Below are 14,458 nucleotides of genomic sequence, written 5' to 3' on the forward strand. Positions count from 1 at the left end.
GCGGAAAACGTAGTCAGGAATAAGACCAGGGTCTTGGAAGTTGTGATGGCCCGTGCGAGAATCGGACCGCAGTCCGCTTCAACGCCGAAGCCATTTGACCAGCTGTTTGGAATCTGACTTGCAGGGACGAGGACCAGCATGACCACGAAATCCGTACTGGAAAGAGCTACCACCAACACCGAACTGGACGGCGTCGCCGCCGACATCGGACTCCTGATCATCCGCGTCGCGTTCGGCGGGCTCATGGCCGTGCACGGTGCCCAGAAGCTGTTCGGCTGGTTCTACGGCTACGGCCTGGAAGCCACCTCCGCAGGCTTCGACGGCATGGGTTACAACCCCGGCAAGGTCTTCGGCACCCTCGCCGGCCTCACGGAACTCGGTGGCGGTCTGCTGCTCGCCCTCGGCCTGCTGACGCCGCTGGCCTCCGCCATCGTGCTGGGCACCATGATCAACGCGATCAACGCGCTGTGGCCGATGGGCCTCTTCGGTGAGAACACCTACGAGATGCCGTTGCTGTTCGGCGTCGTAGCCGCGGGATTCGCCTTCACCGGCCCCGGCAAGTTCTCGCTGGATCACGGCCGCCCCTGGGCGCAACGGGGATTCGCGGTCGGCGCGGCGGCGATCGTGCTCGCCGTGATCGCCGCGGTGATCACCCTCATCCTGAAGTGGGTCATCTGACCTACTGACCACACCTCTCGATCGCGGCGCGGTGACCCACTCGGGTCACCGCGCCGTTCTCATGTCACAGTCCGCGACGCTGCGTCGTCGTCTCCTTGTTCGGAACAGTTGAGAAATAGGAGACGGTGATGGCTATCGAGATCAGCAATCCTGCGGAGCTGCACGATCCGACCGGGTTCGGGTACAGCCATGTGGCGCGGGTCAGTGGGGAGCTGGTGCTCATCGCGGGCCAGTACGACTCGGATGCGGAGGGGCATACCACGAGTGCGGATTTCGGGGTGCAGGTCGACAATGCGTTTGCCAACCTCGGGATCGCCTTGCGCTCAGTGGGATTGGACTTCGCGGATGTCGCGCAACTGCGCACGTTCATTGTCGATCACAACCTCGACAAGCTTGCGGTGATCGGAAAGAAGATCGCGGAGATCTGGGGTGAGCGTCCGCCGGTGCAGACGTTGGCGGGTGTTGCCGCGCTCGCGTTGCCGGGGATGTTGTTCGAGGTGGATGCGGTAGCCGTGCGCGGCTGACCGGGGTCGGCCGCCGAGTTCCGCGGGGTGGGGTTGGCGCGGGATTCGGCGGCCGGACTGGAACGATCCAATTGGATTGCTCTAGTTTGAAGGGGAACCAGGGGGAGATCGTGTGCGTCTTATCCTGTGTCGGGGTGTCCCGGGCCGAAGTCAGGAGAGATATGCGAACCGCCATTGTGTCGCCGAAGGTTGCGGTGCGGACGGTGCTCGCCGGGGTGGCGGTGGTCGGGTTCGTGGTGGGGTGCTCGCCGACCGAAGAGGGGACGCCTACGACGGAGGTCAGTGGGAAGCCGACCAGTGGTGAGCCCACGGTGCAGTACAACCCGTGTACGGATTTATCCGATGACGCGTTGCGCACCGTCAAGGTGGACGTTGCCTCGAAGAAGACCGTGACTGACGCTCCGTCGGGTCCGGTTACCTGGCGAATGTGTCAGTGGGCTTCGACTGACGGACCGTACGCGGTGACCGTGGGTGCGAGCACGCACACCCTCGACGAAGCCCGAAAGAACGACACCGTCACCGGGTTCCGCGACGTAAAAGTCGGCCCGCGGGCAGGCCTGATCTACCAGGACAAGGCCGACGAGAACAAGCTGCGGTGCTACGTGAGCATGCCCTCTTCGACGGGCATGTTCGTTGTGATCGTCGGCTGGTTCTATGGCCAGCGCGCCTCTCTCCCGCAGGCGCCACCATGCGACCTCGCTGCCCAGCATGCGGCACAGCTAGAGCCTTACCTGCCGAAATAGACGTCGATGAATCGGCTGGCCACTGCCGGTAAATATCGGGCGACCTTCGCGGTCGGCAGTAGGTGCGATTGAAAGCGATGGAGGAGAGATGTCAGAGTCGGACCAAGACACTGAAGCTCAGATGCAGGGCATGCTGACGCGTTGGCAAACACTGAAAACGCAGGCCGAAAGCGGCGAGCTTCGGTTGGACACCGAGACCGGTACAGCGTTGGCTCGACACGCCCAGCGAATGAGCGACCAGCTCAGCCTCATGATGGACAGGGCAAGCAGTCTCGCCTTCTTGTCCGGTTTCGGCACCCTCCATTCTGCGGACGCCCTCCGCAACAAGTTCGCGCAGAAGGCCAACAACGGCAACGATTCAGCCGTCAAACGACTGCAGCAGAGCATCGATGTAGTCACCCTGATGAAGGAAACCTACGAGCTGGCCATCGGCAAGCTCCAGGAATCCGACCAGTCCGCCGCGGACAAGCTCGCCGCCTTGAACATGGGCGGTGCGTAATGGCTTCCTTCAACGACTGGCTCGTCGCGATCGGCGCCGGCCGTCTCACCGGCTCTCCGCACGAGGCGGACAAGAACAAGCAGACCGATCAGCAGCGTGCTGCCGACGAGAAGACGAAGTGGGATCAGGACCGCGGTTTCGTCAACAACGAGTGGTCGAGTTTGCTGTCCGAGTACGGCAGCGGCACGTTCGACGCGCCGGCCATCAAGGCGCAGGATCCGTTCGAGACGATGTCGCATCAGCAGATCTACAACGCGCTCGAAGGGGTGCAAGAGGGCGAGATCAACGCGAAGGCCGATGGCTGGCGCAATCTGTCCACCGATGCGCGTAGCGCCGTCGAAGAGTTCAAAAAGGGTGTCGAGCAGGACATTACGGAGCACTGGAACGGTAAGTCGGGCACGAGCGCGATCGATGCGACGCGCGAATTCTCGACGTCGTTCGCGAAGCTCGCCGCCACGTTCCAGATGGTCGGACACGGTCTGGACCTGACGCAGGGGCACTTGGCGCAGGCGAAAGCCAGTGTGGGGAAGCCGGATAGCTATACGGTCGGCGATCGACTCATCGACGCTTTGCCCTTGCAGAACGTCATCAAGGGTCCCACTCATCGCGCGCAGGAGGCGGAGAGCGAGGCGCGGTTCGTGATGACCCAGTACTACCGCCCCGGCGTGAACGAGGTCGACCAGATCACGCCGATCCTCCCCGAACCCACCACCACAGTGGACAAGAACAACCCGGGTGGCCCGATCAGCAACCCGAGCTCGAACCCGACCGGCAACCCGACCAGCGCCGATCCGACCGGCTCGCCGACTTCGACGGACCCGAAATCCGCGGACGACACGAAAAAGCCGGACACCACCACTCCGCAGTCGACCCAGCCGGCCAGCACGAACCAGAACCCGACCTCGGACAAGCCGACCAGCACAACTCCGGCTTCGACCACCCCAGGGACCCCTAGCAATACCGACGACCCGACGAAGTCACGCAACCCGTCGACTCCGTCCAACACTCCGTCGACGACCTTCCCCGGCACCCCGTCGCGCACCCCCGGCACTCCGAGTTCCACCCCGTCCCCGGGAAAGAGCGTGCCGGGCAAAGCAACCACGCCCACCACCACGGCCGCATCGACCGCCGCCCGCGCGGCGTCGACGGGCAAGGCGGGCGCGGCAGGCATGCCAGGCATGGGTGCGCCCGGCGCGCGCGGCAAAGGCGACGAGGACGGCGAGCACAAAACCCCGGATTACCTGATCTACGACCGTGGTTCGGAACTGCTGGGCACGCAGCCGCCCGCGCTGCCGCCGGGCGGGGTCATCGGCGGATGAGTGAATCCCGCTGGCGCCTGGACGGTTTGATGTTCGAGCTGGCGCTGGAGGCGCTCGGCCGGGACCGCCTGCCCTATCCGTTGCGCTACACCGTTGACGGCGTGGAAGCGTACGAGGACTATCAGCGGCTGCGCGAGAATGCCGCGCGGCAGCTGTCGGGGTTCGCGACTCCCGACTTGTTCAATGCCTTGAATGTGTTGCTGGAGCCGCAGGTTCGGGTCGAAGTGCACGGATTCTTCGGGCGCGACTTCAAACAGGTGGTCCGCGTGCACGCGGGTATGACGGCGCGCGCCGCGACCATCGCGGTCCAATTGCCCGGTCCCACGCAGGAATACGGCCGCGATATTCTGCTCAGCCGCTGCCCGCCGCAGGCTTTGCCCGGGCAGATCGCAGCGCAGTTCCCGAATTGTGTCGGCGGCAAATATCCGCCGATCAGTGGGCGCCGCTCGGATGTGCACCGGGTGGAGTACGCGAAGCACCCCACGCGCCTTTCACACACCGAGCAACTCAATCGCATCGTGCGCCGCCCGCGCTCCGGGCTCGGCGAAGTCGGCGTGTTCGCCGGCGGCGCGATCGACAGCAGGCCGACCACCGACGGTCGTGGTTTCCACTGGATGGATTACCTGCCCGCCGACGGCCGCTACCTGCTGCACAACCACGGCGATGACGAGTTCACCCTGACGCCGGGGCCGACCGAGGAGCTGCAGCGTCAGCTGCACCGGCTCATCGAAACCACCTACCGCGCGGTGGCACACAGCTGGTGATCAGGGGTGTAAGACGAGCATAGTGTGCGCCCCATGGTGGAATTCGTAGCCGGTTTCGCGCAGGCTGGTTCGGATGCCTTTGTCTTCGAGTTCCTTTCGCACGTGCGCGACCAGGTCGTCCAGTTGGTTACCGAGGTGGTCGACCAGCGGATAGGCGCGAACCTCACCGGTGCCGACCCTGGCCAGCTCCAGCAGGGCGGTCAGGTGGAAGTCGGCGTTCAGCCGATCGGCGTAGGTGAACAGCAGGTGGGAGCTGAGGACCAGGTCGAAGCTGTTATCCGGGAAGGGCAGCGACGGCAGTTCGGCGGCGACGTACCGACCAGGGTGCACGGTTTGATCGGCCCCGAACAGCAGGGCGGCGGCCTGGCGCATGTCGCGGTGCTGCTGCGGGCCGCCATACCAGTCCCACCGGTATCTGGCCGAATGTGCCGTGGCCCAGCTGCTTCCGCGGTCGGTCTCGGCGACCGCGAGAATCCGTAGCTCCTCGGCGGAGCGGGCGTAGACCGGATCGGCGGCGGTGACGTGGGCGCCGAGTGCACTCGCCTCGGCCGTGAAACTCGCTGCGCCGCCAGGGCAGTCGAGAATACGGCCGTGCAAATCGGCGTCGGAGAGCATGAATATTGCGCGATACTCGGCCAATGATCTTGCGCTGACCAGAAATTCGCCTAGGACATCACTGTCTGTTGGGTGCTTCATCTGGAAACGGTCTCATGTGCGGACCGCGCGCGAGGGAGGATTTGTGGTGTCCCCGCGCCGCGTGCAGGGCTTGGCGCGGGGACCGCCGATACATTCGGTGTGGGAATTGGGGTTCACCGAAGTACCACCCTTAATTTACTTCTGTTCGGAAGTATGCGCGAGTATCGGCGCGGCGATGTGCGCGGTATCACACCGCGTTTTCGGTGAGTCGCTTCAGTGCCTTCACCACGACCTCGGGGTCGGCGGTCTCCCAGTACGGCGGTAGCGAGGCGCGCAGGTAGCCGCCGTAGCGGGCGGTGGCCAGCCGGGAGTCGAGGATCGCGACCACGCCCCGGTCGTCGACGCTGCGCAGCAGTCGGCCGGTGCCCTGGGCGAGCAGCAGCGCCGCATGGTTGGCCGCGATCGCCATGAACCCGTTGCCGCCGCGCGATTCGACCGCGCGCTGGCGTGCGGTGAGCAGCGGATCGTCAGGGCGTGGGAACGGAATTCGATCCAGGATGACCAGGCTCAGCGACGGACCGGGCACGTCGACGCCCTGCCACAGCGACAGCGTGCCGAACAGCGAGGTCTCCGGGTCGTCGGCGAACTTGCGGACCAGCGCACCGGTGGAGTCGTCACCCTGGCACAGCACCGGTGTGTCCAGCCGCTCGCGCAACGCCTCGGTCGCCGCCTTGGCCGCGCGCATCGAGGAGAACAGGCCGAGCGTGCGGCCGCCCGCGGCCTTGATCAGCCGCTCGATTTCGTCCAGGTAGGCGGGCGCGAGGCCGTCGCGCCCGGGCGGCGGCAGGTGCTTGGCGACGTAGAGAATGCCGGACTTGGCATGGTCGAACGGCGAGCCGACGTCGAGCGAACTCCAGCGCACCTTGTCGGCGTCGGCGGGTGCCGCGGCGCCGTTGGCCATGCCGGGATCGGACTGGCTCGACGACTGCGCGGGCAGTCCCCAGGTGATCGCGAGCCCGTCGAACGAGCCGCCGATCTGCAATGTCGCCGAGGTGAGGACCACGGTCGCGGTGCCGAACAGCCTGCTGCGCAACAGTCCACCCACCGAGAGCGGCGCCATCCGCAGCGAGCGCCGGGTGACCCCGCGCATCTCGTCGGCGGACAGCCAGATGACGTCGTGGCGTTTCGCCGGATCCGGTTCGTCGAACGCGGTGAGCGCGCGGACCGCGCTGTCGTGGATCTCATCGATCGCGGCGAGCGCCTGGGTGCGGGCGGCGGCGGTCTCCACGTCGCCCTGCTGAGTGGTGCCGCCCTGCGGGGCCAGCGCGGTGCGGGCGTTCCAGGCGGCGTCGCGGATCAGCGCGAGCACCGGGGCGACGCCGTCGGGTATGCGCTCCCAGCGGGCGGCGGGCAACTCGTCCAGCACGTCGTGCCACGCCTCGGCGGCGCCTTCGAGGCGGTCCACCTCTTTCTCGTCGATCAGCTTGGCGCAGCGCCGCGCGGCCGCGCTGATCGCCGTCGAGGCCAGCTCGGCGGTGGCCACGCCGGTGACACGGTCGACCAGTTCGTGGGCCTCGTCGATGACCACTACGTCGTGTTCGGGCAGCACCTGGATGCCGCTGATCGCGTCGATGGCCAGCAGCGCGTGGTTGGTCACCACCACGTCGGCCTGCGCGGACTCCGCCCGCGCGCGTTCGGCGAAGCAGTCCTGCCCGAACGGGCAGCGCGACTTGCCGAGGCATTCGCGCGAGGAGACGCTCACCTGTTTCCAGGCGCGGTCGGTCACGCCGGGCACCAGCTCGTCCCGGTCGCCGGTCTCGGTGTCGGAGGCCCACTCGTTGAGCCGCTGCACCTCGCGGCCGAGCCGGGAGATGGCGAACGCGTCGAACAGCTCGGCCTCGGGCTCGTCCGGGATCACGCTGTTGATCTTGTTCAGGCACAGATAGTTGTTGCGGCCCTTGAGAATCGCGAACTTGGCCGCGCGCCCGAGCGGCTTGCTCAGCGCCTCGGACAGCCGGGGCAGATCGCGATCGACCAGCTGGCGCTGCAGCGCGATCGTCGCCGTCGACACCACCACCGTGCGCCCGGTGCGCACCGCGTGCCGCAGGCTGGGCACCAGGTAGGCCAGCGACTTGCCGGTACCCGTGCCGGCCTGCACCGCCAGGTGCTCCTTGGTGTCGATCGCGTGGTCCACCGCGGTCGCCATCGTCACCTGCCCGACGCGCTCTTTCCCGCCGAGCGCCTGCACGGCAGTGGCCAAAAGATCGGGGACGGCGGGGAGTTCGGGCACCCGAGCAGCCTACTGCCCGGGACCGACAGCACAGGCGGCCGTCACGATGATCGGTTACCCGGAAACGCTTCCTTCGAGGTCGACGCCCGCGGCGCGCATATGACCCAGCGCGGCGTCGGTCGTGTCGCGGGAAACCCCGGCCGTCAGGTCGAGCAGTACGCGGGTGTCGAAGCCTTCGATGCGCGCGTCCAGCGCGGTGGCGCGGACGCAGTGGTCGGTGGCGATGCCGACGATGTCGACCGACTCGATGCCGTGCGCGCGCAGCCAATCGGCCAGGGTGGTGCCGTCCTCGGCGGTGCCCTCGAAACCGGAGTAGGCGGCGGAATACTCGCCCTTGGAGAAGACCTGCTGGACCGCCGCGGTGTTCAGATTCGGGTGGAAATCCGCGCCCGGCGTACCCGCGCGGCAGTGCGGCGGCCACGAGTCGACGTAATCGGGCTGCGCGGAGAAGTGATCACCGGGGTCGATGTGATGGTCCCGGGTCGCGACCACCGCGGTGTAGTGGGCGGCCGCGAGCAGGTCACTGATGCGCGCGGCGACCGCGGCGCCGCCCGCGACGGCGAGCGACCCGCCCTCGCAGAAATCGTTCTGCACGTCGACGATGATCAGGGCTCGGGTCATGCTGACCTCCCGCGGTGTGAACTGAGTACCCGTATTGCATTGTGCCGCTTCGCGAGACTGCCGACCCGGGCGGACCGGCAGGCGGTGGTCAGCTCACGAAGGTCGTCGGCACGGCGGGTTCGCCCGCGGACAGCTTCAGGCCTTCCCACGGCAGGCTGATCAGCCCGTTCGCCACGTGATCGCGGCTGTCGGACAGCGTCGGCAGATCGTCGACGAGCTTGCCCTCGCGCACCAGCGGGACCAGCAGCTCGCGCGCCTCGAACCCGTTCACCTCGGGCATCGGCCCGGCCGCCGGGTAGACGATCTCCTCGACGATCGTGCCGGTCTCCCTGGACAGCCTGATCGCCTTTTTGGTGCCGCCGCGCGACTCCTTGTGGCTGCTGCGCTTGGCGACCGGCACGCCCTCCACCTCGACCAGCTTGTAGACCATGCCCGCGGTCGGCGCGCCGGAGCCGGTCACCAGCGAGGTGCCGACGCCGTACACATCCACCGGCTCCGCCCGCAACGCGGCGATGGCGTATTCGTCGAGGTCGCCGGACACCACGATGCGGGTCTTGGTCGCGCCGAGCCCGTCCAGCTGATCGCGCACCTGCCTGGCCAGCACGCCGAGATCGCCGGAGTCGATCCGCACCCCGCCCAGCTCCGGCCCGGCTACCTCGATCGCGGTCGCCACGCCGCGGGTGATGTCGTAGGTGTCCACCAGGAGAGTGGTGCCGATGCCGAGCGCGTCGACCTGGCTGCGGAAGGCGGCTGCTTCGCTCGCTGCCGTGTCGGGCGCTCCGGCGCCTGCCGCCCCCGCATGCAGAAGCGTGAACGCATGCGCACTGGTGCCCGCGCCGGGCACGCCGTAGCGACGCACCGCCGCCAGATTCGAGGTCGCGTCGAAGCCGGCCAGATAGGCGGCCCGCGAGCTGTCCGGCGCGGCGAGCTCATGGGTGCGCCGCGACCCCATCTCGATCATCCGGCGCCCGCCCGCCGCGCTCACCATCCTGGCCGCCGCGGACGCGATCGCGCTGTCGTGGTTGAGGATCGACAGCACCAGCGTCTCCAGCACGACGCACTCGGCGAAGCTGCCGCGCACCGACAGGATGGGGGAGCCGGGGAAGTACAACTCACCCTCGGCGTAGCCGTCGATATCGCCGCTGAACCGGTAGTCCCGCAACCACTCCACCGTCTTGGCCGGCAGGAACGGCGCGACCACGGCCAGCTCCGGCTCGCCGAACCGGAAACGCTCAAGGGCCTCCAGCACCCGGCCGGTACCCGCGACCACGCCGTAGCGGCGGCCGTGCGGCAGGCGGCGCGCGAACACCTCGAAGGTGCAGCGGCGATGCGCCGAATCGTCGGCCAGCGCGGCGGCCAGCATGGTCAGTTCGTACTGGTCCGTCAGCAGAGCGGTGCTGCCGACGCCGTCGCGGATGTCCACGCAGCCACTGTAGACAGAGCGGTCCGGTATAGAGCGCTTGCGAGTGCGATACATGATAGGTGGGCGCTCGCTCGGTGACTTGTGAAATGCTCGAATCAGGTCCGATCGGGGTGTTGCTCATCCGGAGTCGAGTCGTACCCTTGACGTTATGGCCTTGTGCAACATAGTCGGAGGCGGCGTCGGGGTAGGCGCCGTGGACGCGACACTGTCAGCGGCACAGGCGACCCCCGAGGCGGTCGAATACACCGAGATCTTGGAGGCAGAAGATCGCCCGTGGGTCACTGTGGTCTGGGACGACCCGGTCAACCTCATGCACTACGTCGCCTACATCTTCCAAAAGCTTTTCGGCTACAGCAAAGCGAAGGCGACCGAGCTGATGCTCTGTGTGCACAACGAGGGCAAAGCGGTCGTCTCGTCGGGTTCGCGGGACAAGATGGAACATGACGTCCAGCGGCTGCACGCCGCCGGACTCTGGGCGACCATGCAGCGAGACGACTGACCAGGACGACTACCCTGACGCCGTGCGGAAGTGGAGCAGAAAGAACTCGCTGAGCGGTCTCAAACTGCGATCCGAGATGGACGCACGCGAGGCCAATGTGCTGCGCTCGCTGGTCGGTGCTGTCTCCGGACTGCTCAGCGAGCGCGCCGAAGCCGCGCCCGAGGACGACCTCGCCGCGCTGACCGGGTTGCGTACCGGCAACACCGCAGTGCCGGAGGATCCGCGGCTGCGCCGATTGCTGCCGGACTTCCATCGCAGTGAACCCGGTTCGCCCGACGCAGACCGCGCCGATCTCAACAGCGCGCTGCGCGGCCTGCACGAGCCGGAGATCATCGACGCCAAGCTGGCGGCGGGCAGCGTCATCCTGAACACCGTGCCGACATCGGGCGGCAAGATCGTGCTCACACCCGAGCAGGCCGACGCCTGGCTGACCGCCCTCACCGACGTGCGCCTCGCGCTGGGCACGGTGCTCGGGATCGACGCCGACACCCCGGACCATCTGAGCCCGGACGATCCGCGCGCGCCACACCTGGACGTGTACCACTGGCTCACCTGGATGCAGGACTCGCTGCTGCAAGCCCTGGCCCCCTGAGGCAAGCCCGGCCCCCTGAGGCGCCGGCTCCCTGAGACCCGCGGCACCGTCCCGCGCGAACCGGACCGGACAGGTAGAACAGAACCTGTATGCGGGCGCAGTCGCGCCGCGACCGAGAGTCAGGAGCAACTGTGCAGGTGCAAGCGGGGCAACGTAATTCGCTCACCGACGTGTCCGGTCTGCTGGTCGGGCACCACTACGCACTCGACCCGGACGCGACGCTCGGCTCCGGCGCGGCGACCGGCTCCACCGTCGTCTTCGCCCCCGGCGGCGCGACCGCCGCGGTCGACGTGCGCGGCGGCGGGCCGGGCACCAGGGAAACCGACGTGCTCGACCTGGCCACCACCGTGCGCCAGGTGAACGCGCTCCTGTTCACCGGTGGCAGCGCGTACGGGCTCGCGGCGGCCGACGGGGTGATGCGCTGGCTCGAAGAGCGCCGCGAAGGTGTCCCGATGGACGCGACCGATCCGAGCCGGGTGGTGCCGATCGTGCCCGCCGCGGTGGTCTACGACCTGCCGTTGGGCGCGTGGGACATTCGGCCCACCGCCGACTTCGGCTACCGGGCCGCGGACGCCGCGGCGCTCGACTTCGAACGTGGTGTGGTCGGCGCGGGCGTCGGTGCGCGAGCCGGTGCGCTCAAGGGCGGCATCGGCTCCGCGAGCGTGGTGATCGGCGAGGGTGTGGCGGCCGGGGCCACGGTCTCCGCGCTGGTCGTCGCCAACTCCGCGGGCTCGGCCTTCGATCCGCGCACCGGCCTGCCGTGGGGCGTCGGCACCGACGGGCCGGATCATTTCGGCCTGCGTCCACCGACCGCCGAGCAGCTGGCCCACGCCAACACGCTGCCTGCGAAAGGCATGCGGCTGAATACGACCATCGGCGTGGTGGCCACCGACGCGCCGCTGAACCCGACGGGTTGTCAGCGCCTCGCCACCGCCGCGCACGACGGGCTGGCCCGCGCGATCCGCCCCGCGCACGCCCCGTTCGACGGCGACACCTTCTTCGCGCTGGCGACCGGTAACTGGGAGCCACCGGAGAGCTTCCCGCTGCCGCCCGCGTTCCCGCCGGACGTGTTCCTCGTCGACGTGCTGTGCACCGCCGCGGCCCTCTGTGTGGAACGCGCGATCGTCGACGCGATCCTGTCCGCGCATTCGGTGGGCGAAGTCCCCGCGTACAGCGCACTATTTCCCCGCTAATCGCGGGGAATCCGGGACCGGGCGACGGACCCCGGGGAATAGCCGAATATTCTCACTCGTTGTCGACTGCGACAGGGTCGGCATTGCGAAAGGGTTCGACTAGTGCTGGTGATCAGGGCCGACCTCGTGGCGGCGATGGTGGCGCACGCGCGCGCCGATCATCCCGACGAGGCGTGCGGCATCATCGCCGGACCGGAGGGTTCCGATCGCCCGGAACGCTTCGTCGCCATGGTCAACGCCGAGCGCTCACCCACCTTCTACCGGTTCGACTCCGGTGAGCAGCTGAAGGTGTGGCGGGCGATGGACGACGCCGACGAGACGCCGGTGGTGATCTACCACTCGCACACCGCCACCGAGGCGTACCCGAGCCGCACCGATGTGTCCTACGCGTCCGAGCCGTTCGCGCACTACGTGCTGATCTCCACCCGCGACCCGGAGCAGCACGAGCTGCGCAGCTACCGGATCGTCGACGGCGAGGTCACCGAGGAATCGGTGCGGATCGTCGACGCGTACGAAACCGACTGAAACCGATGCTTGTTCGTGCAACCGAGGAGTCCCCATGCCGGTAACCGTGTCCATCCCGACGATCATGCGTTCGCTCACCAAGGGCGAGAAGCGCGTGCAGGCGCAGGGCGCCACGCTGAGCGCGCTGATCGATGACCTCGACGCGAACCATCCCGGCCTGGCTGAGCGCCTGCTCAAGGACGGCAAGCTGAACCGCTACGTCAACATCTACGTCGACGACGAGGACGTGCGTTTCTCCGGCGGCCTCGACGCCGAGGTGCCCGCCGACGCGAGCGTGACCATCCTGCCTGCCGTCGCCGGAGGCTGAGGCGACCCGTGGCGCGTTATGAATCGCTGATCGCGACCCTCGGCAACACCCCGCTGGTCGGCCTGCGCACCCTGTCCCCGCAGTGGGACGGCGACAACCACGTGCGGCTGTGGGCCAAGCTGGAGGACCGCAACCCGACCGGCTCGATCAAGGATCGGCCCGCGCTGCGCATGATCGAGCAGGCCGAGGCCGACGGCCGGCTGACGCCCGGTTGCACCATCCTGGAACCCACCAGCGGCAACACCGGCATCTCGCTGGCCATGGCCGCCAAGCTCAAGGGCTACCAGCTGGTGTGTGTGATGCCGGAGAACACCTCGGTGGAGCGGCGGCAGCTGCTCACCATGTTCGGCGCGCAGATCATCGATTCCCCGGCCGCGGGCGGCTCCAATCAGGCCGTCGCGCTGGCCAAGCAGATCGCCGCCGAGCACCCGGACTGGGTGATGCTGTACCAGTACGGCAACCCCGCGAACGCGCTGGCGCATTACGAGACCACCGGCCCGGAGATCCTGGCCGACCTGCCGGAGATCACGCACTTCGTGGCGGGCCTCGGCACTACCGGAACGCTGATGGGTACCGGGCGTTTCCTGCGTGAGAAGGTGCCGGACATCGAGATCGTCGCGGCCGAACCGCGCTACGGCGAGCTGGTCTACGGGCTGCGCAACATCGACGAGGGCTTCATTCCCGAGCTGTACGACGAGTCGGTGCTGACCACCCGTTTCTCGGTGGGCCCGTTCGACGCGGTGAAACGCACCCGTGAGCTGGTCGGCGAGGAGGGCATCTTCGCCGGCATCTCGACCGGCGCCATCCTGCACGCCGCGCTCGGTGTCGCCCGCAAGGTGGCGAAGGCGGGCAAGCGCGCTGACATCGCGTTCGTCGTCGCCGACGGCGGGTGGAAATACCTGTCGACCGGCGCGTACGACGGGACCCTGGAAGAGGCCGAGGAACGTCTCGACGGGCAGCTCTGGGCGTAACTGCCCGCAGGCGGTCGCGCCGGTACCCTCGTCAATAGCGGGACGACGGTCGTTAGCTGCATCGTCGTGCTCCTGCTCGACGAGGAGGCTGCGATGACCGGTGGTTCGGGAATCGGTTCGTCATTCGACCCTGATCGGATCGCGGCGATCCGTGCGCGGTTGGGGAAGCCCGGTGCGACGGTGCCGCGCACGACAACGCCCCCGGTGCAGTCGAACAACTTCGCTGCCGTCCGGCAATTGTGGTTGCGCGCCGGTGTGCTCGTCGCGGGATTCGTCGCGCTGTTGTACGGCATCGAAGGCGTGGACACCCTCGATAACAACGGACTCGACAGTGCGGGCATCCACCCCCGAGAGGCCGACGGGCTGTGGGGCATTCTGTTCGCACCGGTTCTGCACTATGGCTGGCCGCATTTGATCGGCAACACCCTCCCCGTCCTGGTGCTCGGCTTTCTCGCGCTGGCCGCGGGCATCGGCCGTGGCCTCGTGGCGACCGCGATCATCTGGATCGTCGCAGGCCTGGGCACCTGGCTGACCGGTGCCACCGGCAGCGTGCACCTCGGCGCGTCGGCCTTGGTGTTCGGCTGGTTGACGTTCCTGATCTCGCGCGGGTGGTTCGCCCGTAATGTCGGGCAAATCGTGCTCGGACTCGTGGTGCTGGCGCTCTACGGGTCGTTGTTGTGGGGCGTATTGCCGGGCCAGGCTGGAATCTCTTGGCAGGGGCACCTTTTCGGGGCGATGGGTGGAGTGCTCGCCGGCTGGGTACTCTCTGGTGATGCACGCCGGAATCGTCGCGGGAATCAGGCCGGAGTCATTGCGTCGCCACGGTGATTCAGCGGCTCGTCGAGAAATGTGGGGGATAGTTTCTTGATGGAGA

At 67.6% G+C, this 14,458-nt stretch carries 17 protein-coding genes; 13 read left to right on the top strand and 4 right to left on the bottom strand.

The genetic code is table 11. The annotated features are described in order from the left end of the window. Positions 1 to 138 precede the first annotated feature (138 nt). The 6 genes from DBO33_RS08120 (at position 139) to DBO33_RS08145 (ending at position 4,527) form a co-directional block, all read left to right on the top strand. Entirely contained in the window at positions 139 to 678 is a 540-nt protein-coding gene (locus DBO33_RS08120) for a DoxX family protein (RefSeq protein WP_107654474.1), read from the top strand. A 128-nt stretch (positions 679 to 806) separates the two neighbouring features. Next, positions 807 to 1,202 carry a RidA family protein gene (locus DBO33_RS08125; RefSeq protein ID WP_107654475.1) on the top strand — a complete coding sequence of 132 codons (396 nt, stop codon included), beginning with the start codon at positions 807 to 809 and terminating at the stop codon, positions 1,200 to 1,202. 161 nt (positions 1,203 to 1,363) lie between these two features. Then, positions 1,364 to 1,945 carry a DUF3558 domain-containing protein gene (locus tag DBO33_RS08130; protein ID WP_107660073.1) on the top strand — a complete coding sequence of 194 codons (582 nt, stop codon included), beginning with the start codon at positions 1,364 to 1,366 and terminating at the stop codon, positions 1,943 to 1,945. Positions 1,946 to 2,066: 121 nt separating this feature from the next. Then, positions 2,067 to 2,444, top strand: coding sequence for a hypothetical protein (locus DBO33_RS08135; RefSeq protein ID WP_107654476.1), 378 nt, complete (start codon positions 2,067 to 2,069; stop codon positions 2,442 to 2,444). After that, entirely contained in the window at positions 2,444 to 3,763 is a 1,320-nt protein-coding gene (locus DBO33_RS08140) for a hypothetical protein (protein ID WP_107654477.1), read from the top strand. Before DBO33_RS08135 ends, DBO33_RS08140 begins: the two co-directional genes overlap by 1 nt. Then, positions 3,760 to 4,527: an ESX secretion-associated protein EspG gene (locus tag DBO33_RS08145; protein WP_199856551.1), complete on the top strand. Its 768-nt coding sequence runs from the start codon at positions 3,760 to 3,762 to the stop codon at positions 4,525 to 4,527. The genes DBO33_RS08140 and DBO33_RS08145 overlap by 4 nt, the downstream gene beginning before the upstream one ends. Here the strand turns inward: DBO33_RS08145 and DBO33_RS08150 are convergent, their stop codons facing one another. The 4 genes from DBO33_RS08150 to DBO33_RS08165 form a co-directional block, all read right to left on the bottom strand. Next, on the bottom strand, positions 4,528 to 5,223 hold the full coding sequence (locus DBO33_RS08150) for a methyltransferase domain-containing protein (protein WP_234390731.1): 696 nt from the start codon (positions 5,221 to 5,223) through the stop codon (positions 4,528 to 4,530). Between the two features lie 187 nt (positions 5,224 to 5,410). Beyond that, a complete protein-coding gene (locus tag DBO33_RS08155; RefSeq protein ID WP_107654479.1) occupies positions 5,411 to 7,453 on the bottom strand; it encodes an ATP-dependent DNA helicase in 2,043 nt (680 codons plus the stop codon). A 54-nt stretch (positions 7,454 to 7,507) separates the two neighbouring features. Continuing rightward, the gene (gene pncA, locus DBO33_RS08160) at positions 7,508 to 8,074 is read right to left on the bottom strand and encodes a pyrazinamidase PncA (protein WP_107654480.1); all 567 of its coding nucleotides are present in this window, start codon (positions 8,072 to 8,074) and stop codon (positions 7,508 to 7,510) included. An 88-nt stretch (positions 8,075 to 8,162) separates the two neighbouring features. Continuing rightward, the gene (locus DBO33_RS08165) at positions 8,163 to 9,497 is read right to left on the bottom strand and encodes a nicotinate phosphoribosyltransferase (protein ID WP_107654481.1); all 1,335 of its coding nucleotides are present in this window, start codon (positions 9,495 to 9,497) and stop codon (positions 8,163 to 8,165) included. 148 nt (positions 9,498 to 9,645) lie between these two features. Between DBO33_RS08165 and clpS the strand changes: the two genes are divergently transcribed. From clpS to DBO33_RS08200, 7 genes are all read left to right on the top strand, one after another. Beyond that, positions 9,646 to 9,996 (top strand): ATP-dependent Clp protease adapter ClpS, encoded by a 351-nt coding sequence (clpS, locus tag DBO33_RS08170; RefSeq protein ID WP_107654482.1) that lies wholly within the window; start codon positions 9,646 to 9,648, stop codon positions 9,994 to 9,996. 22 nt (positions 9,997 to 10,018) lie between these two features. Then, on the top strand, positions 10,019 to 10,588 hold the full coding sequence (aosR, locus tag DBO33_RS08175) for an oxidative stress transcriptional regulator AosR (RefSeq protein WP_107654483.1): 570 nt from the start codon (positions 10,019 to 10,021) through the stop codon (positions 10,586 to 10,588). A gap of 131 nt (positions 10,589 to 10,719) precedes the next feature. After that, complete coding sequence (locus tag DBO33_RS08180; RefSeq protein WP_147136294.1) at positions 10,720 to 11,781, top strand: P1 family peptidase; 1,062 nt, start codon at positions 10,720 to 10,722, stop codon at positions 11,779 to 11,781. A 102-nt stretch (positions 11,782 to 11,883) separates the two neighbouring features. Beyond that, positions 11,884 to 12,306, top strand: a complete 423-nt coding sequence (locus tag DBO33_RS08185; protein WP_107654485.1) for a Mov34/MPN/PAD-1 family protein — start codon at positions 11,884 to 11,886, stop codon at positions 12,304 to 12,306. Positions 12,307 to 12,340: 34 nt separating this feature from the next. Then, a complete protein-coding gene (locus DBO33_RS08190) occupies positions 12,341 to 12,613 on the top strand; it encodes a MoaD/ThiS family protein (protein ID WP_107654486.1) in 273 nt (90 codons plus the stop codon). An 8-nt stretch (positions 12,614 to 12,621) separates the two neighbouring features. Beyond that, positions 12,622 to 13,584, top strand: a complete 963-nt coding sequence (locus DBO33_RS08195) for a PLP-dependent cysteine synthase family protein (RefSeq protein WP_107654487.1) — start codon at positions 12,622 to 12,624, stop codon at positions 13,582 to 13,584. Between the two features lie 93 nt (positions 13,585 to 13,677). Beyond that, positions 13,678 to 14,412, top strand: coding sequence for a rhomboid family protein (locus tag DBO33_RS08200; RefSeq protein WP_107660075.1), 735 nt, complete (start codon positions 13,678 to 13,680; stop codon positions 14,410 to 14,412). Positions 14,413 to 14,458 lie beyond the last annotated feature (46 nt).

The sequence above is a fragment of the Nocardia suismassiliense genome, from assembly GCF_900269665.1.
Lineage (GTDB): Bacteria > Actinomycetota > Actinomycetes > Mycobacteriales > Mycobacteriaceae > Nocardia > Nocardia suismassiliense.